The organism is Rothia sp. HMSC072B03 (assembly GCF_001809565.1).
Classification (GTDB): Bacteria; Actinomycetota; Actinomycetes; order Actinomycetales; family Micrococcaceae; genus Rothia; species Rothia mucilaginosa_A.
This window is the reverse complement of the sequence record NZ_KV797970.1, coordinates 320,852-343,328: the sequence shown is the minus strand read 5'-3', so window position 1 is coordinate 343,328 and position 22,477 is coordinate 320,852. Positions and strand designations below refer to the sequence as shown.

Here is a 22,477-nt window from a genome sequence, read left to right as displayed (position 1 = left end):
GGCGCGGTACCGAAAGTACCGCGCCGGAGGGAGCCCAGGGACGCTATAGATTGCCAAAACCCTTCGGGTAAATCGGCTCGTAGGTGTTACGGTTGCTGTAGCCGTCGCGGTCCACCACAATCACCCACTGCCCGCGCAGATGCTCCACAGCCAGCGAGAAACGCCCCAGATACCTCAAATATTTGTTGACATCCTGCTTCTCACCCGTCTCAGTCACGTAAAACGCCAGGTCCGTAGCCTTAGTCGTGTACAGGGTGCTCACCAGAATATTTCGGCTCGTATTTTTAGCCTTTTCACCCGCAACAAGATCGTCAACAACGTTGGCGTTCAGCACATTCTTATCAGCCGAAATAACCCACCCGCGCTTCTCCCTGTACAGGCGAAGAATTTCGGGATGTAGCACCTTTTCGGGGTCTGTGACCTTGGAAAGAGGCTCCGTGTCGCCCGTGTGGTAGAAGTAATTCATCGACGCAAAGAAGTACGCCAAAAACGCGTACAAGCCGGCGCGGTCGTAGTTATCCATTCCGGGCTGCTGAATCGGGTACGGCACGTTTTGCGCCGCCTGCGCCTCGGTGGCAGGAATGAAGCGGCCCTTACGCTCAAACGCCGTGTAGACGAGCGGCCCGGAGGAAGGCCCCAAGGTACGGAGCTCATCGTACTTCTCCGTGGGTTCCAGGCGCACAAATTCCTGGTCACGCTTCTTATCGGCTTGGGAATCCGAGCTCATCGTATTGAGCAGGTTGACACCCCAGCCAAAAGCCACCGCGACGAGGGCGGCGCCGGCGAACACGCCAGCCCGTATAAACTTGGCGCGAGAAATCATAGACCTCATGTACGCACGTTGCTCGTTGTATCCGGGTCCGCCGTATCCGGGTCCACCAAAGTTATTCGTCATGTTGCTCTCCCCTCCCCTAGCTCAAACTATTTTCTGGGATGAATTGAACGGGCCTCCACTCATTCGTGAATTGTGTGTGGAGAGTCCCGTGTATTGCGCCGTCACGAATCAGGCCGCGCGTATCAAAATCGGTGATGGGATACACCTGATTTGTGTCCTTGCGGTACACCTGAACTTCGGGAAGAATATCGAACCGCACATTCCATTCCACAATTTTTAGCGTCTCGTCAATGAGGCGCGGCTGCCCCTCCAAAAGGTTCATGGTCAGAATCTGGGGGTTAGGGGTAATGACCCAGCCTTTACCTTCTTCGTAGAGGTCCTGAATGGTGGGGAAGAACATTTCCTCGCTGATATTGTCCATTCTCAGAACCGCAGGTTCCGAGGCGAGAATCATGTAATTCTGGCAGGCGTAGTAGTAGCCCAGGTAGGGGCGCAGGTTCCTCGCCGCATAGTGCCTCGGCCTGTACCTCACCCCCGGCGCCGGCGCCGAGTAGGCGGGGTGGTCCCGGTTTGCGGGTGTGTAGGGCCCAATCACGCCATCGGCAACGTACGGGTATGTTCCGGTGTAGTCTTTTTCGTCAAAGAGCGCTTGAGCGTCTACTGTCATTCTTTCCCTCCTTGGATTCGATGTTCACTAGTTGCCGTTTTCACGAGCTGCCGAGGTGGTTCTGGGCTGCTCGAGGCGGTTGGGTTCAATGGCTGGGCGTCTTCGCTCGTCCCCTACTTCGTTCGCCGAAGAGGTACTCGCACCCCGCTCCCCGCCGGAACGGTACCGAAATACCGCCCCGACGGGAACCTTAATGTTAATACTCTACGGCCCAGCCAGGTCCCGGCAGCATTATTGAGTCGGCTCTCGAGTCTCTATGGGCTCAAACCCCGGCGGATACATAGGGGTATATTTACCTATTTCATACTTAACAAAGACCCAACGGCCGCGCAGGTGTTCTACGTGGAAATATGAGACATCCGAAAAAGGTATATTGATGGGGATTTTCTCTCCAGTATCCCGAATATAAAACACCTTATCTTTTGCTCCACGAAAATCTAAGTCGACTACAAAGATATTGCGCTTTGTATCTTTTTCAGAATCATATGTAAGTAATCTTTGCCTGACACTCGCACCGAGGATATCCTCTTTCGAAGATATAACCCACCCGCGCTTTTCTTGATAGAGCCGGAGCAACTCGGGGGTTAGCTTGTCATTCGGATTCACAACCTTAGAAAGCGGTTCGGTGTCCCCCGTATGATAAAAATAGTTCACCGCAGAACAAAAGTAAGCTATAAATATGTACAGACCACCCCTGTTGTAAGCATCAATTCCGGGTTGCATAACGGGGTATGGAACGTTTTGAGCTGGCTGTTCTTCAGTTGCGGGGATAAATCGTCCCTTACGCTCGTAGGCAGTATAAATAAGCGGACCGTACGAGGACCCTAGAGAAAGAAGGGCATCGTATTTTTCTGCGGGTTCAAGACGAATGAATGGTTGATCTCGTTCCTCCTGATTTTTCTTCTTTCGTTTCTCGGTCCTCGTTTCGTCCGAATCAAACAGACCAACGCTCTGTCCAACAATCACCCCGGCAGCGCCCACGCTAAGCGTGGCTACTGTGCGGCGGGACACAAGAGGTGCTCTGCCTGCAGAATTCTCGGTTGTCTGTTCATCGTGGTTACTCATGGTCGTCTCCCTAGTTCTTAGTGTTTTCCGGGATAAATCGATGTTCGTCCTGCTCGTGCTTGCTACTCGCTGGGCGGGAACGGAATGTGCCGTAAATTGCTCCGTCTCGGATAAGCCCACGCGTATCAAAATCACTGATGGGATAAAGCTGTCCGGTATCTTTTCGATACACTTTGGCTTCCGGAATAATGTCGAACCGAACGTTCCACTCCGTGATTCTTTCTTCCTGATTAATCATGCGTGGCTGAGGTTCAAGAAAATACATATTCAGAATCTGCTGGTTTGGGGTAATAACCCACCCTTTACCTTCCTCAAAAAGGTCCTGGATAGCAGGGAAGAACATATCCTGAATTACCGCCTCTTCCTTCAAGAAACGTGTTTCCGATGAAAGAAGTAAATAATTCTGACAGGAATAGTAGTATCTATACTGCTGCCATAGTTCCGCAGAGGTATAACGGTCAGTGACGAAGAGAAACCCACGATTTGGAGCGGGTGGCGAATAAGCGGGGTGATCGCGATTAGCCGGGGTGTATAGCCCGGTGACACAGTTAGCGACATAGGGACATTGTCCCGAGTAGTCTTCACCGTCAAAGAATTCTCTGTCATGCCTAGCCATTCTTTCCCTCCTGGCTTCTGCCTAAGACCAGCTGCCGCTTTTCTGGACAGCTGGGATGGATATACTCCTTCGCATATCCACGATGTAATTTTTAAAGGTTTACCCGCCCCGCGCTTAGCAACGCTGACGCCGCCAGCTATGGGAGCCTATACGTTTCCAGTCTATTGGAAGCCATCCACACCGGCCTCAAGACGACCCTCCAAACCACAGAATCCACAGGATATAGTCAGGCGTGCACTCAGTGATGAGAAATCCCGCTGGAGCGGTGCCGAAGTACCGCTCCAGCTGGGGTCTCTATCCAACCCCATGCACTTGGGCTACCCTTAGATGGATTGTTCGGCGACTCCCACCCATCGATTTAGTATCTTATTTTATGAAAACCGGGAGGATATAGAGGCATCAAATCCTTTCCATTATTAATCAAAACCCATCGCCCTTTTAAATTTTCTACATACAAACCGGGACGAGTTTCTTCCACCGGCTTATAATTTTCAAGATTAAACCTTTCACCTGTCTCGGGAACAAAGAAATACGGCGTCTTAGACTTGTAAGCATCCGTAATACTGAATTCAAAAATATTTCGCTTGGTGGACTCGAATTCCACATTCGGATAGAAACTGCCTCTACTTATTGAGAGATTTTCATATACGTCACCATCAGCAACAAGCCATCCGCGTTTTTCTTGATAAAGTCGGAGAATTTCAGGTTCAATAACGTCTTCTGGCTTCACAATTTTAGAAAGAGGCTCAGTATCCCCAGCGGCGTAAAAGTAATTCAGAGACGCATAATAGTAAGCGATAAAAACGTATAACCCAGACCTAGTGTACTTATTCATACCCGGGTGTAATACCGGGTAGGGAACATTCTGCGCCGCGCGCTTTTCCGTTGCAGGAACATACCGCCCATTACGCTCATACGCCGTGTAGATAAGCGATTCACTAGTTTTTCCGAGCTCCTCCTGATAGTCGTATTGCTGCTTCGGCTCCATGTCTATATATCTCTGGTGCCGCAAACGTCTACGCGCTTCCAGCTGCTCATCGTACGACCCCAGCACACCGGCACGATACCCGGCAGAAACAAGCAACCCAGCACCCAGAACGCCTACGCCCACTCTGCCTAAAAAGACACGACGGTTAACGGGACGACCTTTCCAAGGTTCAGGCTGATAATTGGACCGGGAATATGGGTCGGAATACGAGGTAGGATACGGGTTAGGACCGCTGTTGATACTCATGATGTCTTCTCCTCTGACGCATTGTTGGTACCTTCTGGGATAAAACTGATTATTGGATTTTCTCCCTTTGTACTCACCGTTTTCATCGTGCCGTGTATTGATCCGTCACGAAGCAGACTTCGCGTATCAAATTCAGCGATGGGATGCATCTCTCCGGTATCTTTTCGATACACTTTTGCCTCGGGGTGAATATCAAATCGCACCTTCCACTCAGTCACCTCTTGCCCCGAATTCGTGATGCGCGGTCGACCCTCGAGAACGTGCAGTCTGAGAATCCTAGTATCAGGTGCAACTACCCAACCTTTACCCTCTTCGAAGAGATCTAGGATAGCTGGGAAAAAGATCTCGTCCTCACTCCACGGGTCTTTTAAACCCCGTATATCAGACGCTAAAAGCACGTAATTCTGGCAGGAGTAATAATAGATGTAATTGAAAAGCTCCCGCACAAAGCTAGTTACTGAATCATATAAGTAAGCGTAATCTGGGATAGGTGCAGAATATGCTGGATGATCCTGATCAGCTGGAATATACTCGCCGGTTAAACGAGTGGTTGCTAACGAATACTCGCCAGAGAAATCATCCATGTATATAAATTCCTTAGGCAATTTTTTGCTGTCTATCATTGTCTTCTTCCTTACACTCATCTTTGGATGTTTAGAACCAAATCTTAAGATTCACCGGTACGAGGAACATCTGCGGGGTACATCGGTGTCCAGTCCTCGTCCTTCTTCAACAGGGTCCACCTGCCATTCAGGTGCTCAGCTTCCAGCCTCTCCCCTCTGTCGTCCCTTGGCTTCCTCCCCAGAGGACTCCGATAATCGTAAAGAGATAATTTTTCACCGATGCTCGGAATATAGAAATAGCCTGTATAGGATTCTTTAGATACCCCCAGCCAGCACCATATAATGTGCCGGCCATTCCGCTCCGATATTGATAGACGATCCGAACTACTCGTTGGGAAATAAATCCACGCCTTGCACACGTCCTGTTCCGATATAACCCATCCGCGCTTCTCTCGGTACAGGCGAAGCATTGTTTCAGGAAGGACAGCCGCCGGCTCAACAACCTTCGACAGAGGCTCAGTATCTCCCGTGTAATAGAAGTAGTTGAGGGCTGCACAAAAATACCCCATGAAGGTCATAAAACCCTGCAGACTATATTCGTACATCTCCGGTTGAGGTACAGGGTAAGGCACGTTCTGCGCGGGATGTTCCTCAGTCGCGGGTACGAACTCGCCGCGGCTTTCGTAGGCGGTGTACTCAAGAGGAACATCCTTATACAGATAAGACTTATCGATTGCCCCCACGAATTCTTGATTCGGTTCAAGAGCAGCCAAAGCCCGATCTTTTTGAGCCTGCCGTTCTCTCTCCTCAGCTTCCTGCTTCTTTTTACGATCCTCTTCCAGCTCCTCCGGCGTCTTAATCAAGCCCGTGCACCGGCTAATAACCGCAGCCGTCAGAACACCCACACCGGCATATCCCAGGGTTCGCCGGGAAAAACGCTTTTTCTTCTCCGGGCTCTGCCCAGGGTTTTGCACGGGGTTCCGCTCAGGAGCCTGGCTGGTTGAATTGCCGTCATTGTTCGTGGTCATTCGTGTTCCTCCACGGCTTTCGTAAATACCGCGATGTATTTTCTGGAGTTGCGGTCCCCCACCGGGTGCAACAGACGTCGTCCCATGAACGGCGGGGAACCCTACATTCCCAGTCTATTAGAGTCGGTTCCACACGCCTCCGATACAAGCCGCAAACCCAAGGAATCCACAGCATATAGCCAGGAAACAGCGCTACCCCCCCTGCCGCCCCGCACAATAGACCGGGGACGCAGAAACCCCGCCGGAACGGTACCGAAATACCGCCTCGACGGGGGTCTCACGCTAAAACTGTGCGCTAAAGCTACGCAGTCTCAGGCTAGGCACCCGGATTAGGCGCCCAGTGCCTCCAGACCGGGCAGGGTCTTACCCTCGATGTACTCGAGGGAAGCGCCACCACCGGTGGAGATGTGGCCGAACTGCTCGTCCTTGAAGCCCAGGTTGCGGACTGCCGAAGCGGAGTCGCCACCACCGATGATGGAGAACGCATCAGAGTCGACGATAGCCTGTGCCACCGCGCGGGTACCCTCAGCGAACGGAGCGATCTCGAACACGCCAACGGGGCCGTTCCAGAAGATGGTCTTTGCGCCCTTAATCTTCTCAGCGAAAATCTCGCGGGTCTTGGGGCCGATGTCCAGGCCCTCAGCCTCTGCGCCGAGCTTGCCGCCGGTCAGGTCCTCAATGGGGCGAATCTCGGTGTTAGCGTCTGCGGAGAAGTCGTCAGCCCAGACCACGTCCACAGCGGTAATGATCTCGGTGCCCTTCTCGGGGGCTTCCTTCAGGTAGCGCAGAACGTTCTCAACCTGGTCCTTCTCGAGCAGGGACTTGCCCACCTCGTAGCCCTTTGCGTAGGCGAAGGTGTAACCCATGCCGCCACCAATCAGGATGGTGTCAGCCTTACCAATCAGGTTGTCAATCACGGCGAGCTTATCGGACACCTTAGCGCCGCCCATGACCACCACGAAAGGACGCTCGGGGTCATTCAGGGTCTTAGCCAGAACGTCGACTTCCTTCTTCACCAGGTCACCCAGGTAAGCGGGCAGACGCTTAGCAACGTCGTAGACGGAAGCGTGCTTGCGGTGAACCGCACCGAAGGCGTCGTTCACGTAGGCACCGTTCTCGCCGGTCAGTGCGACCAGCTCGTCGGCGAATTCGCCGCGCTCTGCGTCGTCCTTGGAGGTCTCGCGGGCGTCGTAGCGGACGTTCTCGAGAACCAGGACCTCGCCGTCAGCCAGGGCTGCTGCCTTAGCCTTGGCGTCCTCGCCTACCAGGTCGGTTGCAACCTTCACGGGCACGGAGGCGAGCTCGGCCAGGCGTGCTGCCGCCGGTGCGATGGAGTACTGGGGGTCGACCTTGCCCTTGGGGCGGCCCAGGTGTGCGGTGACGATGACGCGTGCGCCAGCCTTGGCAAGCTTCTCAATCACGGGCAGGGATGCGCGGACGCGGCCGTCGTCGGTGACGACGCCGTCCTTCAGGGGTACGTTCAGGTCGGAGCGAACGAGGACGTGGCGGCCTGCGACGCCTTCTTCGAGCAGTTCGGACAGTGCCTTAGCCATGGGATTTCCTCCTGGTTAGGTGGGTTTATATACCGTTTCAATCATACCGAAGAATAGGGGTTTTGACAGCCTAAAAAATAAGCTTTTATAAGGTGTTTCTCCGCAGAATACCGCGGATATTCACCCTTTCTATCCCCTACTCCCTTACGGTATTCCTGACTCAAAATGAGCGATAGAAAATAGTATGTTTATACATCATTAAGGGTTTTACTCAAGACCCCTGCAAAAGAGTCTTGGTACAGCAAACCCCGACTCCCCCGCTTGATGCGGTGGTGCCGGGGTTCACTATGCGTTAGTTACGCGGGGTGACGCTTACACTCGGTGAGCGTCGTAAGCCTATTGGGGCTTAGAGGGAAGCCACAACCTTGTTGGTGAACATCACGAGGCGGGAAACGTAGCCGTACTCGTTGTCGTACCAAGCGATAACCTTCACCTGGTCACCGATCACCTTGGTCAGCGGTGCGTCGAAGACGGTGGAGATGGGCTCACCCTCGATGTCCTTGGACACGATGGGATCCTCGTTGTACTTGATGATGCCCTTCATGGGGCCCTCAGCTGCTGCCTTGACCGCTGCGTTGACTTCCTCAACGGTGACCTCGCGCTCAGCGGTGAAGGTCAGGTCGGTGATGGAGCCGGTGATGGTGGGAACGCGGACTGCGAAGCCGTCCAGCTTACCCTTCAGCTCGGGCAGAACCAGGCCAACAGCTGCTGCTGCACCGGTGGAGGTGGGGACCATGTTCACGGCTGCGGCGCGTGCACGGCGCAGGTCGCGGTGGGGTGCATCCTGCAGACGCTGGTCAGCGGTGTATGCGTGGATGGTGGTCATCAGACCCTGCTTGATGCCGAATGCGTCGTTCAGGACCTTAGCCATCGGAGCGAGGCAGTTGGTGGTGCAGGAAGCGTTGGAGACGATGTGGTGGTTAGCTGCATCGTACTGGTCGTCGTTCACACCCATGACGAAGGTGCCGTCGATGTTCTTACCGGGAGCGGAGAGGATAACCTTCTTAGCGCCAGCCTCGATGTGTGCCTTTGCCTTGCTGCCTTCGGTGAAGAAACCGGTGGACTCGAGGACTACGTCAACGCCCAGGTCCTTCCAGGGGAGGTTCTGGGGGTCACGCTCAGCGAGGATCTTGATTTCCTTGCCGTCAACAACCAGTGCGCCTTCCTTGACCTCAACCTCTGCGTTGAAGCGACCCATGATGGAGTCGTACTTGAGCAGGTGTGCCAGGGTCTCAACATCGGTGAGGTCGTTGATTGCGACGATCTCGAAGCCGACGCCCTCGGTCTGAGCTGCGCGGAAGAAGGTGCGGCCGATGCGGCCGAAGCCGTTGATTGCTACGCGTACAGTCACTGGAGTATCTCCTTGTCAGTGCGTTGGGTGGCGACCCGCCCAATTCGATGCCTTGTGGGCATTATGCTTACCGAATTATTCCGAGCTCTGTGGTGCCCGGCGCGTTCCGCCGTTGTTGGTAATAATCCTACCCTAGTTTGTGTGTGTTTTGGTGTGCTCATTCGAGAATTTTTTGTGAGTTACCCCATAAAATAGGCGAAAAACCCTTTGTTTTCTGTTGGTTTACGTGGTGTTCACCCCGAGAAAATGTTGCGATATGGTCTAAATAACAATAAATACACACGATGCCCATTCGCAGAAAAACCCCGCCGTATCAAGGCACGATGAGAGGGTACAAACCACCCTTTCAACCGCTAATACACGACCATCGCAACCGCTCCCAACCCCGAATGGGCCGAAAGCACCGGGGGCAGAGAACTCACCAAAAACTCGGGTATGTTTAGCGCCACAGAACCCTCACCCGAGGCAGAACCGGTGGACGTACCCGCGGAATGACTCAGCGAGCCCTCCCCCAGCAGACGTTGCACCCGCTCATACAGCTGCACCGCCTGCGCCGCATTACCCACGTGATGCACCGCGACCACCTCGCCGGGCGTATCGCTGCCCGGGACCGCATCCGTTGAAGCGTCGAGAGCGGCGGCATGACGGTGCTCGCGGCAGGCCTGCACCGTCAGTTCCACGAACCGATCCAGGGCGCGCGCGGCCGTGCGGGGCCGTTCCACGTAGGTGAGCTTCCCCTGGGAAATCGTGCCGATGGGCTTAATCTGAAACATCTGTCCCACCATCGCCAGCGCCGGGGAAACGCGACCCCCGCGGCGCAGCGCATCCAGGGTGGGGATGTAAAAGTACAAGGTCGCGCGCTCACACACCCGCCGCATGCACTCCACGACCCGCTCGGGGTTCGGGTCCTCCTCCAACAGCTCAAGGGCGCGAAGCACCGCATACCCGTAGGCACCGGCCACCGTGCGGCTATCCACCACGCTCACGCCCTCGGCACCCAGGCGGCTCAGGCGCGCGCCGGTACGCGCGGACTCCACCGTGCCCGAGAGCTCGCCGGAGAGGTGAACCGACACCACGTGCGTAAAGCCGCGCGATGCCAGCTCGTCGTACACGTCAGCAAACGCGCCAGGAGCCGGGCCGGAAGTGCTCACGGTCTGCCCCATGACGTGCGCCAGCATAATGGCTTCGTCCACCTCGGCGGCGCCGAGGCCCTGCAAGCTACGGTCCTCCGCACCGGGGGTGCGAATCGTAACGGGCATGGGCACCACGACAAAGTTCCCGCGAGCGCTCAGCCGCTCCACCAGCTCCGGATGCAGTGCCGCGGCGCTATCGGTGACCACGGCAATGCGATCCTTTGCGTTGTTCTCGTGCCCCATATTCCGGCCCTTCTTCCGGTTCGTCAGCGAATGATTCAGCGACGAAGCCTCTCCTAGCGTTTCCTGAACATTATGGCACTCATCACTACCGCAGTACAGCAAAGCCCCGCCGTGCCTTTCGGAACGTTCCGCAGAACGAACCAAAGCCACAGCGGGGCTTGCAGATCGGCCAAAAGCCTAGATTACGATGTTCACGAGCTTCGGTGCGCGCACAATCACCTTGCGGATCTCGGCGTCACCCAGCGCACGCTGAACGGCGGCATCGGCCAGGGCCAGCTCCTGAAGCTCCTGCTCGGAGATGTCCTTGGCGACTTCCAGGCGAGCCTTGACCTTGCCCTTAATCTGAACGATAGCGGTGACGGTGTCGTCCACCAGCAGGGCCGGGTCAACCTCGGGGAAGCCAGCGGTCAGAACCGGGGTGTCGTGGCCGAGCACGTGCCACATGTCCTCGGCGGTGTACGGTGCGTACAGCGAGAGCAGGATGGCGATGGTCTCGGCGGCCTTGCGGACGGCCGGGTCAGCCGCACCAGCACCGGAATCAATAGCCTTGCGGGTAGCGTTGACGAGCTCCATGGTCTTCGCAACAACCACGTTGAACTTGCCGCCCTCAATCAGGCCCTGCACCTCGTGCACGGTGCGTGCAATCAGCTTCTGCAGCTCCAGGTCACCGGTGGTTGCGTCCACGCAGGGTTCGCTGGTGACGTCCTGAGCCACGCGCCAGGCGCGAGCCAGGAACTTCTGCGAGCCGGCGGGGGAAACGTCGGCCCAGTCCACGTCATCCTCGGGCGGGGACGCGAAAATCATGGTGGTGCGGATTGCGTCCACACCGAACTTATCGAGCTGCTCGCCCAGGTTCACGCCGTTACCCAGCGACTTGGACATCGCCTTGCCGCCGTTGAGCACCTGGCCCTGGTTCATGAGCGCCTTGAAGGGCTCATCGTGCTGAATCAGGCCCAGGTCGCGAACAACCTTGGTGAAGAAGCGCGCGTACAGCAGGTGCAGAATTGCGTGCTCCACGCCGCCCACGTACATGTCGACGGCACCCCACTCGCGCATGGCCTGCGGGTCGAAGGGAGCCTGGTCGTCATGCGGGGAAACGTAACGCAGGAAGTACCAGGAGGAGTCCACGAAGGTGTCCATGGTGTCCGAGTCACGGCGAGCCTGCTTGCCGCACTTCGGACAGGGCACGATAGCCCAGTCATCGGCGGCGGCCAGGGGCGACTGGCCCTTGGGAGCCAGCTGCTCACCACGCAGGTTATCGGGCAGCAGAACCGGCAGCTGATCCTCGGGAACCAGCACCTCGCCGCAGTCCTCACAGTGAATCACGGGGATGGGGGTACCCCAGAAGCGCTGGCGGGAGAGCAGCCAGTCGCGCAGGCGGTAGATAACCTTGCCCTCACCGGTGCCGGCGGCCTCCACCAGCTCGATGGCCTTGGCAATCGCCTCAGCCTTGGGCAGGCCGGTCAGCTCGCCGGAATTCACGAGCACGCCGTCACCGGCGGTAGCAACACCGCTGGTGGCCGGATCCTCGGCGCCCTCAACGTCCAGGACCTTCACAACGGGCAGGTCAAACTTGAGTGCGAAGTCCAGGTCGCGCTGGTCGTGCGCGGGCACGGCCATAATCGCACCGGTACCGTAGTCGGCCAGCACGTAGTCGGAGGCCCACACGGGCAGCTTCGCGCCGGTCAGCGGGTTAATCGCGTAGCGGCCGGTGAACACGCCGGTCTTCTCGCGCTCGGAGGACTGGCGATCGATATCGCTCAGTGCCTTGATGTCTTCGCGGTACTGCTCCAGGGCGGCCTTCTGCTCGGGTGCCACGATCTGCTCGGCGAACGCCGCATCCGCAGCAACCACGATGAAGGTTGCACCGTACAGGGTGTCCGGGCGGGTGGTGAACACGGTGAAGGACTCAGCAGCCTGATCCTCGGTGGCCTCAATCTCGAAGCGCACCTCGGCACCTTCGGAGCGGCCAATCCAGTTGCGCTGCATGAGCAGCACGCGGTCGGGCCACTTGCCCTCCAGCTGCTCCATGTCGTCCAGCAGCTGCTGGGCGTAGTCGGTGATCTTGAAGTACCACTGGTTCAGGGCCTTCTTGGTCACGGTGGTGCCGCAGCGCTCGCAGGCACCGTTGACGACCTGCTCGTTAGCGAGCACGGTCTGGTCCTTGGGGCACCAGTTGACCATGGAGTCCTTACGGTACGCCAGGCCCTTCTTGTAGAACTGCTCGAACAGCCACTGAGTCCACTTGTAGTACTCGGGGTCCGAGGTGTGCAGGCGGCGGCTCCAGTCAGCGGCAATAGCGTAGCGCTTGAAGGACTCAGCCTGAGTCTCAATGTTCTTGTACGTCCACTCCTTGGGGTGAGTGTCGTTCTTAATGGCTGCGTTCTCAGCGGGCAGACCGAAGGAGTCCCAGCCAATCGGGTGCAGAACATCGTAGCCGCACTGCTTGAAGTAGCGGGCGTTCATGTCACCAATAGCGAATGCCTCCGCGTGACCCATGTGAAGGTCACCGGAGGGGTACGGGAACATATCCAGCACATACTTGCGGCCCTTGGGGGCGTCACCGGTGGGCTGGAAAACCTTCGTTTCGTCCCAGTAGGGGCGCCACTTGGCTTCCATAGCGCGGAAGTCGTACGCATTCTCGGTGCGTTCGGTCTCTACCTGAGCAGACACAGCGATTCCTTAAATAAAGACAGGTTGATAAAAACTTAACCCTCCAAGTGTAACGCGAAACCCGCACCGAGCCAGAGTTGAGGCCGCCTCGACTACCAAATGGACGGCACCACCCGCCCGACCACCCGCGCGATCACCCGGCCAACCACCGATGCGGTAGGCAGGTTTCAGAGCCCTTTCAGGCTTCTCCCCTAGAATTAAGAACGGGACTTTGCCGTCCCAGTACCCAACCCGCGAAAGGTACCCATGACCTCCACCGTTACCCCGGACTCCCCCAACACCTCAGTTCTTGAGGGCGTGCCCGGCCCGCTCATTCCCGGCACCCGCCACGACGCCCTCATTGGTGACGGCGCGCAGGCAGTCATGACCCGCTACTGGCAGTACGGCAAAGGCATGAACGACGGAACCTTCCCCGAAGGCTCCTACCCCGTGCTACTCGTGCACGGCTTCCGCGGCGACCACCACGGCCTCGAAATCATCGCGAACTACCTGCTGAAGCTCATTCCGAACGTCAGCATCATCAGCCCCGACCTGCCCGGCTTCGGCCGCTCCGGTGACCTGCCCGAAAGCGCCCCGGGTGAGGACAGCATCGACGCGTACGTGGCCTGGTTGCAGGATTTTGTGGAGCGCACCAACCCGCTCGGACTGCCGCTACACGTGGTCGGTCACTCCTTCGGATCCATCCTCACCAGCGCCTTCGCCGCCGCACACCCGAACTCGCTCGCGCTCCTCTCGCTCATCAACCCGATTAGCGAACCCGCCCTGGAGGGGCGTCAGCGCGTCACCTCGCGCTTGGCCTCGCTCTACTACCGCGCCGGCGCGGCACTACCCGAAAAAATCGGCTACCCGCTGCTGCGTTCCCAGCTGATTACCCGCCTCTCCAGCGAGGTCATGATGCGCACCAAAGATAGGGCGATGCGCCGCTTCATCAACGGCCAGCACGCCGCCTACTTCGGCTCCTTCGGTTCCCGCCGCGGGGTGCTCAGCGCCTACGAAGCGTCCATTGCACACACCGCCGCCGAGTACGCCGCCGCAATCCGAGTTCCGGTGCAGATGCTCGTTGCCGAAGACGACGACCTGGGCACCCCCGAAACAGCTCGCGCCATGTACGCGACGCTGACCTCCCGCGACCTACCCGCTTCCTCGACCGGCGCCCGCGAGCGCCTGGACATGATCCCCGAAGTCGGGCACCTCATCCACTACGAAACCCCGCACCTGGCCGCGGAACTCATCGCCGATTTCGCCGCCGGCCACTCAGGGAACGAGAAGTAAGGAACCAACATGAAACTCATGGTTGACGCCCGATACACTCGTATCGGCTTCCACGACGGCATCAGCCGCTACACCGCATCCCTGCTGGGCGCGCTCAAAACCCTCATCGACACCGGTGACGAAGCCGCCGCCGACCTCGACCTGACCATGATCATTAGCGACGAGCGTCAGCTGGACATGCTGCCGGATTTGCCGCACGTGAAGATCTGCTCGCCCACCGGCCCGCTCGAACCGACCGCCGCCCTGCAGCTGAACAAGTATGCGCCGGACGTGGTGTTCTCCCCCATGCAGACCATCGGCTCCACCGGACGCAAGTTCAAGCTGATTCTCACCCTGCACGACCTGATCTACTACTCGCACCCGACCCCGCCCGGGTTCCTGCCCGCACCGGTGCGCGTGGGCTGGCGACTCTTCCACAAGACCTACACCCCGCAACGTTTTCTGCTCAATCACGGCGACGCGGTCGTGACTGTTTCTGAGTCGACCGCCTCGCTGATTCGTGAGCACGAGCTGACCACCAAGCCGCTGTTCGTGGTGCCCAACGCCCCGCAGCCCGGCAGCGTGGTCTCGCGCCAGACCGCGCTGGAACGCGCCACCACCCGCGAAGAGCAGCCCGTCAAGCACCTGGTGTACATGGGTTCGTTCATGCCGTACAAGAACGTTGAAACGCTACTACTGGCGATGCGTTCCCTGCCGGATTACCGCCTGCACTTGCTGTCGAAGATGCCGCCGCAGCGCCTGGTGCAGCTCACCGACGAGCGCCTCATCGGTGAGAACGTGGAGGTGCACAACGGCGTGAGCGATGAGGAGTACCAGCAGCTGCTCCGCCAGGCGCACGCCCTGGTGACTGCTTCCCGCGAGGAGGGTTACGGCCTGCCCGTGGTTGAGGCGCAGGCTGCCGGTTGCCCCGCGGTGATTAGTGACATCCCGATTTTCCGTGAGATTGCGCCGCACGCCGTGTTCGCGCCGGTGGATGGTGCCCCGGAGGCGCACGCCGCCGATTGGGTGAAGGCTATCCGTTCCCTGGAGGATCCGGCCGTGCGCGAGCGCGTCATCATTGATGGCCTGTCGGATGTGCGCCGCTACTCCTGGCGCGACTCGGCGCTCAAGCTGCTGAAGGTCGTGCGCGGGCTCTAAAGCATGCGCGGCTTATACAGCGCGGCGCTAGATACAGGAATGCCACCGCACTCCCCCGAAACTCGGGAGGGTGCGGCGGCATTCTCGTATTCAATTCATGGTCGCCGGTAGGCGTATGTGGCGTACAGCAAACGATGTACAGCGGCGGTTCGCTACACACTTCCTCCGCGCCTACGCAGGGAACCAGCCCTCGCAGAGCTCGGGCACCCTGAGGGCGCTTCCGGAAGGTGCAGCCTCGCCGCCTCTAGGCGCAAAATCTCTAGACCGCGGTGAAGCTACCGGTGCGGGCCTCTTCCTTCGCCACCAAATCGTTGACGTGGGTGTAGGCGTAAATAATCTTTGCGTCATCCAGCTCAGCGAAACGCGCCAGGTAGCGACAGACCGCACCGCGCTGCGCCATCGTCATGGCCGAAAGCAGCTCGGGGTTGGGGTGGGTGATACCGTTGCTACGCTCGGGAGCGGAATCGCCAAATCCGGGTTCGTAATCGTATGCCGGGCTCATCGTCGAAAGCCTTTCGTCAGGGCGTCGCTACAGTGCAAACGCCACGCGGGTAACACGGCGAATAGGTTCGCACCGATAACCGGATGCCTCTTCGCGGTGGTGGTTGTGATACCTCTAAAGTACCCAAGAGCCAATCAATGTTCAAGAACCGCTAGGGAACAACCTCATAATGGACACGTCCGCGGTTGTCAGGCGGAAATCAGGGGGCACCAGAGAGGCAGGTAACCGCCGGTTTTTCCCCACCGTTTGAGTCCACCGTTAGAAGCTTAAAAAGAAATGCCGCCGCACTCGTCAAGAGTGCGACAGCATTTCCTAAAGCTCTAATTATGCAGGCTACGCCACGCTTGCGCAGAGGCCGCGCTCGCCTCATCGTCAACTCCCCCGATGACGCTCTCTCGCGCCAGAGTGCGATCAATCTTCGTCACCATGAACCGCTGGAACCGACGCTGAGTCGCAGGAAACAGCACCACCACGAGCAGCACCTCCACCGCGAACAGAATCGCCAGCAAAACGAGGCCGCCGCCGGGCGAATCCACCTGCTCACGCAGGTACCGGGCCGCGGCCACCGCCCACTCAAACCCCGCGGAGTCCAGGACCGGCACATCCAGACCGGCCTGCGCCGAAACGTGCAGAAGCGACGCCGCATTCAGTAGCAGCACAAACAGCGCGGTCAACCCCGCATACAGGCCGTAGTGCACCGCACGCGCAACCCTTTTAGCCCGGGCAAAGGCACGGTTGAGCTCGGCGCCGATATCGTTCACACCCTCCAGCAGGTGCGTGTCGGCCGGTAGAACGTGCGGCAGCAAACGGCGCGACAGCATGAGCGGAACCGGTGAACTGGCGTCAAAATACTGCATGTGGCTACTCACCGAAGGCCCCGGCAGGGTCGCGAAGGTAACCTTCACATCGGTCGGCTGTGTGATGTTCGAACGCCCGATGCTATCACCGCGCGCCGCAATCTCACAGTGATCCGCCACGTTCATCTCGTGCAGCGAGGGCGCATAGGCGCGCACGAACAGGTGACAGCAGCTGCGCACCGATACGACTATCGCCAGCATCACGACGCACCAGAACGCCACGCCCAATGCGGTGGGCGCAGGAACCCTCGCTTCACCGCTCAGGTAGGCAAGCACCAGCATGAGGGAGGTAAACATCATGAATACCCCGTGCACAAAGAGCGTCGGGATAAGCCACTTAATCAGGGAACGTGTGCCGTAGACATTCCAGAGGGCAGGGATCGCCCCCGTCTCCTGCGCAATGCGGCCCCGGCCCTTCAGCGCCGAGAGCACGGCGAAGACAACCGTGGCGGCACCCAATGTCAACGGAATCAGCATCATGTGGCGCAGCAGGGAGGCGTAGGGGCCAACCAGAAGCAGGGCCTCCTGAACCCAGGCGAACCCGGCTACCGCTCCGAGGGCCAGCAGGGTCAGGCGGTTGCGGAACCCGCCGGAGCTATCGAGCGGAGCGGGAACGTCGTTGCGGTCACTGGCGATGATACTAATCGGCACCACACCGTTACCCAGCCCGTAGAAGAAACGCAGGGGTTTCTTTCCGGCCTTCGCACGGCGACGCAACAGCTCATACCCCAGGTACCCGCCCTGCGAATGGGCAATAATACCCGGGGCATCACTACGGGCCGCCAGCAGATCCAGCTGACGGTCCAAACGCGAGTAGATGCGCTCCAAATCCCGAGACTCAGGGCTGGTCGCCGTCTGAATCAGCTGCGTGGGAATCGCCTTCACCAGCGCCCACAGCTCGCGGGCACGGCGAGCCAAAACCCAACCCAAAATACCCAGGCTGAGCACGGCCACCAGCGCCGTCAGCAGACCGCGGCTCGTGCTCAGGGAAGCAACAAAGGCGTCGCGCATCGTCACGGTTGTCACCACCGCCAGCACAAGCCAACCGGCCACGTTCACAAAACGCGCTATCGACCGGAGCAGCTGCCCGGCGCGATCGGTCCAGGTTCGGCCCGGACGCTCGTAGTAGAGACAGAACATGAGGAAAAGCGGCAGCACCGAGACCAGCCAGGGCAGGTGATCTCTGAGGGGACGATAGTGCTTCGGGCGCCAGAACCCCTCCTGAAGGAGGATGCTGCGACGCACCACCGAACGCTCCGGACGTTCCGGACGGCTCGAACGCGAGGCGCTGAGGCGCTCCTGCAGGCGTCGTTCCTGAGCGCGCAGCCCCTCCGAGATACGCGCCTGCAACGACGAGGCGCTCGGCTCGTCGACGGCTTCCCGGTCCTCCGGGGACTCGGGTACTTCGGTAGATTCGGAAACTTCGAGAGTTTCGGGGGTTTCTGGAGCCTCGGGGGCCTGCACGTACTCCAGCGTGAGCGCGTAGCTCAGCTCGCGGTGCTCGCTATGCGAGGTCACCTCCCCCGATGGCGGCTGAGTATCGCCGTCGGGGATGAGCGTGACGCTCCCCCCGGGTCGCCTCCTCGGGGCTGTCCGCGGCATCGGAACCGGTATCGGGTGCGACCGTGCTTGCCATCGTGGCCAGCGTCTTCAGGCTGTGCGCCACCGGCTTACCGAAGTAGTCCAGGGTCTCACCGAAGTTCTGGTACCCGATGCCGTGGATCAGCAGAACCGCGGCGTCGTGCCGGCGACCCGTACTGTGCAGGGTGCTCTCGGGGTGCCGGGAAGCATACCCCAGCAGGGTCCGCTGCTCGTCCGAGGGCAGGGAACTGCCCTTCACCAATTGGCGATCCACGACGCCCCCTTTCTGCACTGTACCTCTGCGTTTTCTGCAGATAAATCCGCAAGACTGTGGGTTTTAAAGCACGTCCAAGCCGTCACAACGCACCTGGACGGGCCGCTCCCCCACGGTTTTCTTGAGGGCGGCCATCGTGGCGCGCGTGGCGCGTAACTCGTGCGTCACCTGCTGGGCAATACCGTAGGAGAAGAAGATCAGGGCGCGCCAGTCCCCGCGCATCGGGGATTCCTCCGGATCATTCTCCAGGGTCTCGGACCAGGCGAGATAGCCGTGGTCCAGCGGAACCGGACCGACCACCCGCAATTGCTCGCGCACAGACTCGGGCAGGGCCGAAGAACCCAGGAAGATTTCCATAAAGGAGCGCACGTCAGCCTCCGCGCCGGTTACCGCGGCCGTGCGCACCGCCGGAGGCAAGCCCGTCTGGGAACGCTCCTCCAGCTCCTCGCGAGCGAACCAGGCCGGATCCCAGCGGATGAGGGCCTGCTCCACGGGCGAGGGCGAGGCGGTCGTCACTACGGTCCCCTCCAGCGCCGCCGGACGCACCAGGGCCGCAGCGTTAAGCCAACGACGCAGGGCAGCCTCGGGGGCGCGCAGGGAATCGAAGTAGAGCATCTTATCGGCGTCCAGAAGCAGGGCCGCAGCGTAACCGCCGAAAGCCACGGGCTCAGCCCCGGGAGTCGCCACGACCAGGGCCGGTTCCGGGCCAACCGTCGCGCGCACGTGGTCGCCCGAGGAGGAAATCACCGGAACGTTCGGGAAGGCGCGGCCCAGCTCCTCGGCCGTGCGCATCGCTCCCACCGTCGAGGAACGCCAGCGGTTAAAACCACATTCGGGGCACCGCCACTGCTGGGCCAGATGGCCGCACCACGCACAGGAGGGCACCGAGGAACCGGAAGCCAGCGAAAGCGGGCCGCTGCACACGGTGCATCGGGCTGGCATGCGGCACCGCGCGCACGAGAACGAGGGCACGTAACCGCTGCGGGCCACCTGCACGAGCACCGGGCCTCGGGACAGGGCGCGGCGGGCGTGCTCGAAGGCAAGGTGCGGGATGCGCGCCACGGCAGCCAGCGGGTCGCGAGCCAGCTCGTACTCCGAACCGGTCGAGAAGATGCGCGGCGAATACTCACGCACGAGCGAGCGAGGAGCCCGCAGGTAGGTGGCCCAGCGGGTGCGTACCAGGCGTGCCGCCTCGCTACTCATCGTGAACCCTGCGAAGAGTGCCGCGGCGTTCTCCGCTGAGGCGCGCAACAGTAGCACGTCGCGGGCGTGGCAATAGGGGGCGCGCTGTTCGAGCAGCGACGAGTCGCCGTCGTCCCAGCAGACGACCAGGCCCAGGTTAGCGACCGGGGCGTAGGCGGCCGCGCGGGTTCCGATGACGACGGGCACGCGACCCAGGCGGGCCTTGAGGAACCCGTGGTAGCGCGCGTGCGGGCCCGAATCGGCGCTCAGGCGTGCGTAGGAATCGGTGGGAAGCACCCGCGCGAGGGCGCTCTCCAGCAGGTCGAGGCTCTTGGCGGTGGGAACCACGGCGATGGCGCCCCGCCCGGAGGTGGCCGCGGTGGCCAGGGCCGCGGCGAGCACATCGGCCCAGGTGTGTTCCAGGTGGCCGGGAAGCACGGTCATGACGGCGCGGCTCGCGACGCCGGCGGCCACGTCCTCGATAAATTCGGGGCCGTTTTCGTAATCGGAGAAGACCGCGGCGGCATCGGGTGCGTCCTCCAGCGGGGCGGGAGGCTCAAGGGTGAAGGGTGCGGGTGCGCCGGGGGTAGCGAGCCAGGCGTAGGGGTCGGCCTCAGTACTATTTCCGCCGGTCAAAGAATTTTTAGCCAATTTACCCTCAGCCTGAACCTGAGATTCGCAACCCTCACCTTCAATCGAAGGGTTACCGACAGATTCGCCCTCAACCGGAGCTTGAGGTCCCACCTGGGAAGGGTCGTAACCCGGCAGGAACGGAGCGTACTTCTTATCCAGGGCGGCCACGCGCGGAGGAACCGCCAGGCGCAACACGTTCGCCACCGTGGAGGCGTAGCGATCGGCCAGCGCTTCCGCCACGCTGAAAATCTCGGGCGCCACCACCGGCACACGCGAGAGCACCCCCTTGAGCGGGGCAAGCGAGGACCGTGTCCAATCGGTCGTGGCCGCGCGCTCCTCAATGTAACCGCTCATCTCGTGCCCGTTGAACATGACGCGCACGCGGGCGCCGGGCACCGCATCCTCGTTCATCTCGGCGGGCACGCGATAGTCGAAGGTGCGGTCCACCTGCGGCAGGGTGCTATCCACACGCACGCGCGCCACGGGGTTCACCACGCCGCTGGCCCGCAACTCGGCGGCCACACTGACCGGCTCGGGCGTCGCGGGAATCAGGGCATCACGAAGAGCAGGAAATCCCTGCAACAGGTCAAGCTGTTGCAGGGATTCCTGCTGGGTACCCGCGGGTACCTTCGGTTCATCAGAACGGTTCTGACTCACGCGCGCTATCGTGCTCTCGTTCGCTGAATTCGTTCTAGGAGGAGGACACAGCCGAGCGCAGTGCATCCACGCGGTTGAGGCGCTCCCAGGTGAACTCCGGCTCGGTGCGGCCGAAGTGACCGTGAGCCGCGGTCTTGCGATAGATGGGGCGGCGCAGGTCCAAATCGTTAATGATGGCCAGCGGGCGCAGGTCAAAGACCTCGCGCACGGCGCGCTCAATCTTCAGCGGGTCAACCTTCTCGGTGCCGAAGGTCTCGATGTACAGGCCAACGGGTGCTGCCTGGCCGATGGCGTACGCCACCTGAACCTCGGCGCGATCGGCGAGGCCGGCGCCCACGATGTTCTTGGCGACCCAGCGCATAGCGTAGGCTGCGGAACGGTCCACCTTCGAGGGGTCCTTACCGGAGAACGCACCGCCACCGTGGCGTGCGGAACCGCCGTAGGTGTCAACGATGATCTTGCGGCCGGTCAGGCCAGCGTCACCGACGGGGCCACCCTGCACGAAGCGGCCGGCAGGGTTGACGATGAACTTGGTGTTGGAGGAATCCAGGTCCACGGAGCTGAGCACGGGGGCAATCACATGCTTCTCAATGTCGGCGCGCAGGTCGGCCAGATCGTAGCTGGCGGTGTGCTGGCTCGAAACAACCACGGTATCAACGGATACGGGCACGTTGTTCGAGTCGTAGCCGAGGGTCACCTGGGTCTTGCCGTCGGGGCGCAGATCGGTCAGTAGGCCGTCCTTGCGCACCTTGGTCAGGCGCTCGGAGAGGCGGTGTGCCAGCCAAATGGGGGCGGGCATCAGCACGTTGGTCTCGTTCGATGCGTAACCGAACATGATGCCCTGGTCGCCCGCGCCCTGGCGGTCGTAATCGTCGGCGGCGATGCCCTGACGAACTTCGAGGGACTCGTACACGCCGGCGTTAATGTCCGGGGACTGCTCGCCGATGGAGACGGAGACGCCGCAGAACTCGCCGTCGAAACCGCGGGTCGAGGAATCGTAACCGATATCGAGGATGGTCTCACGCACGATGGAGGGAATCTCGACGTAGCTGGAGGTGGTCACCTCACCGGCGACGTGCACCTGGCCGGTGGTCACCATGGTCTCCACAGCAACGTTCGCTGCGGGATCCTGGGCGATAATGCCGTCCAGGATTGCGTCGGAAATCTGGTCACAAATTTTGTCGGGATGGCCTTCAGTCACCGATTCGCTGGTGAATAGGCGTAAATGGTTATTACTCACGGTTTCCACTCTACTGGTTGAGGGCACGCAAAGGTAGCGCGCTCGTAATGATGACGGTTTCCTTCAATTATGACACGTTTATGACGGCCGGTTACAGGCCCCATTCGCGGGTTCACGCACCGGTCCTCGCACGCCGGTCACGCGCAGCCCGCACGCAAGAGGCCCACCGGCGGGACCCAAT

General features: G+C 59.9%; 18 protein-coding genes. 2 read left to right on the top strand and 16 right to left on the bottom strand.

The genetic code is table 11. From position 1 onward, the window contains the following. Positions 1-43 precede the first annotated feature (43 nt). The 11 genes from HMPREF2630_RS08005 to leuS all read right to left on the bottom strand — a co-directional run bounded on the left by HMPREF2630_RS08005 (position 44) and on the right by leuS (position 12,961). The gene (locus HMPREF2630_RS08005; RefSeq protein ID WP_246822773.1) at positions 44-832 is read right to left on the bottom strand and encodes a DUF6318 family protein; all 789 of its coding nucleotides are present in this window, start codon (positions 830-832) and stop codon (positions 44-46) included. A 79-nt stretch (positions 833-911) separates the two neighbouring features. Continuing rightward, positions 912-1,502, bottom strand: coding sequence for a DUF6318 family protein (locus HMPREF2630_RS08000; protein WP_049342834.1), 591 nt, complete (start codon positions 1,500-1,502; stop codon positions 912-914). Between the two features lie 231 nt (positions 1,503-1,733). Continuing rightward, positions 1,734-2,567 (bottom strand): DUF6318 family protein, encoded by an 834-nt coding sequence (locus HMPREF2630_RS07995; RefSeq protein ID WP_049342835.1) that lies wholly within the window; start codon positions 2,565-2,567, stop codon positions 1,734-1,736. A 10-nt stretch (positions 2,568-2,577) separates the two neighbouring features. Next, positions 2,578-3,183, bottom strand: coding sequence for a DUF6318 family protein (locus HMPREF2630_RS07990; protein ID WP_049342836.1), 606 nt, complete (start codon positions 3,181-3,183; stop codon positions 2,578-2,580). Positions 3,184-3,541: 358 nt separating this feature from the next. Next, positions 3,542-4,417 (bottom strand): DUF6318 family protein, encoded by an 876-nt coding sequence (locus HMPREF2630_RS07985; protein ID WP_143131616.1) that lies wholly within the window; start codon positions 4,415-4,417, stop codon positions 3,542-3,544. Beyond that, complete coding sequence (locus HMPREF2630_RS07980; protein ID WP_246822772.1) at positions 4,414-5,001, bottom strand: DUF6318 family protein; 588 nt, start codon at positions 4,999-5,001, stop codon at positions 4,414-4,416. Before HMPREF2630_RS07980 ends, HMPREF2630_RS07985 begins: the two co-directional genes overlap by 4 nt. 83 nt (positions 5,002-5,084) lie before the next feature. Then, positions 5,085-6,008, bottom strand: coding sequence for a DUF6318 family protein (locus HMPREF2630_RS07975; protein WP_070484323.1), 924 nt, complete (start codon positions 6,006-6,008; stop codon positions 5,085-5,087). Positions 6,009-6,337: 329 nt separating this feature from the next. After that, a complete protein-coding gene (gene pgk, locus HMPREF2630_RS07970) occupies positions 6,338-7,561 on the bottom strand; it encodes a phosphoglycerate kinase (RefSeq protein ID WP_049342838.1) in 1,224 nt (407 codons plus the stop codon). Positions 7,562-7,907: 346 nt separating this feature from the next. Next, positions 7,908-8,912: a type I glyceraldehyde-3-phosphate dehydrogenase gene (gap, locus tag HMPREF2630_RS07965; protein WP_049342839.1), complete on the bottom strand. Its 1,005-nt coding sequence runs from the start codon at positions 8,910-8,912 to the stop codon at positions 7,908-7,910. Positions 8,913-9,265: 353 nt separating this feature from the next. Then, a complete protein-coding gene (locus HMPREF2630_RS07960) occupies positions 9,266-10,288 on the bottom strand; it encodes a DegV family protein (RefSeq protein WP_070484320.1) in 1,023 nt (340 codons plus the stop codon). Positions 10,289-10,465: 177 nt separating this feature from the next. Continuing rightward, the gene (gene leuS / locus HMPREF2630_RS07955) at positions 10,466-12,961 is read right to left on the bottom strand and encodes a leucine--tRNA ligase (protein ID WP_070484317.1); all 2,496 of its coding nucleotides are present in this window, start codon (positions 12,959-12,961) and stop codon (positions 10,466-10,468) included. A gap of 246 nt (positions 12,962-13,207) precedes the next feature. Here leuS and HMPREF2630_RS07950 point away from each other — a divergent pair, with 246 nt between their 5' ends. Both HMPREF2630_RS07950 and HMPREF2630_RS07945 read left to right on the top strand, forming a co-directional pair. Continuing rightward, entirely contained in the window at positions 13,208-14,233 is a 1,026-nt protein-coding gene (locus HMPREF2630_RS07950; RefSeq protein WP_049342842.1) for an alpha/beta fold hydrolase, read from the top strand. A 9-nt stretch (positions 14,234-14,242) separates the two neighbouring features. Further along, on the top strand, positions 14,243-15,370 hold the full coding sequence (locus HMPREF2630_RS07945) for a glycosyltransferase family 4 protein (protein WP_049342843.1): 1,128 nt from the start codon (positions 14,243-14,245) through the stop codon (positions 15,368-15,370). 259 nt (positions 15,371-15,629) lie between these two features. Here the strand turns inward: HMPREF2630_RS07945 and HMPREF2630_RS07940 are convergent, their stop codons facing one another. The 5 genes from HMPREF2630_RS07940 to metK all read right to left on the bottom strand — a co-directional run bounded on the left by HMPREF2630_RS07940 (position 15,630) and on the right by metK (position 22,296). Then, positions 15,630-15,872 carry a hypothetical protein gene (locus HMPREF2630_RS07940; protein ID WP_049334121.1) on the bottom strand — a complete coding sequence of 81 codons (243 nt, stop codon included), beginning with the start codon at positions 15,870-15,872 and terminating at the stop codon, positions 15,630-15,632. A gap of 320 nt (positions 15,873-16,192) precedes the next feature. Further along, the gene (locus HMPREF2630_RS07935) at positions 16,193-18,247 is read right to left on the bottom strand and encodes an aconitase (RefSeq protein WP_070484313.1); all 2,055 of its coding nucleotides are present in this window, start codon (positions 18,245-18,247) and stop codon (positions 16,193-16,195) included. After that, positions 18,234-18,584 carry a hypothetical protein gene (locus HMPREF2630_RS07930; RefSeq protein WP_070484310.1) on the bottom strand — a complete coding sequence of 117 codons (351 nt, stop codon included), beginning with the start codon at positions 18,582-18,584 and terminating at the stop codon, positions 18,234-18,236. The genes HMPREF2630_RS07935 and HMPREF2630_RS07930 overlap by 14 nt, the downstream gene beginning before the upstream one ends. A gap of 63 nt (positions 18,585-18,647) precedes the next feature. Beyond that, positions 18,648-21,056, bottom strand: coding sequence for a primosomal protein N' family DNA-binding protein (locus tag HMPREF2630_RS07925; protein WP_070484307.1), 2,409 nt, complete (start codon positions 21,054-21,056; stop codon positions 18,648-18,650). A gap of 34 nt (positions 21,057-21,090) precedes the next feature. After that, positions 21,091-22,296, bottom strand: coding sequence for a methionine adenosyltransferase (gene metK, locus HMPREF2630_RS07920; protein ID WP_049334119.1), 1,206 nt, complete (start codon positions 22,294-22,296; stop codon positions 21,091-21,093). Positions 22,297-22,477 lie beyond the last annotated feature (181 nt).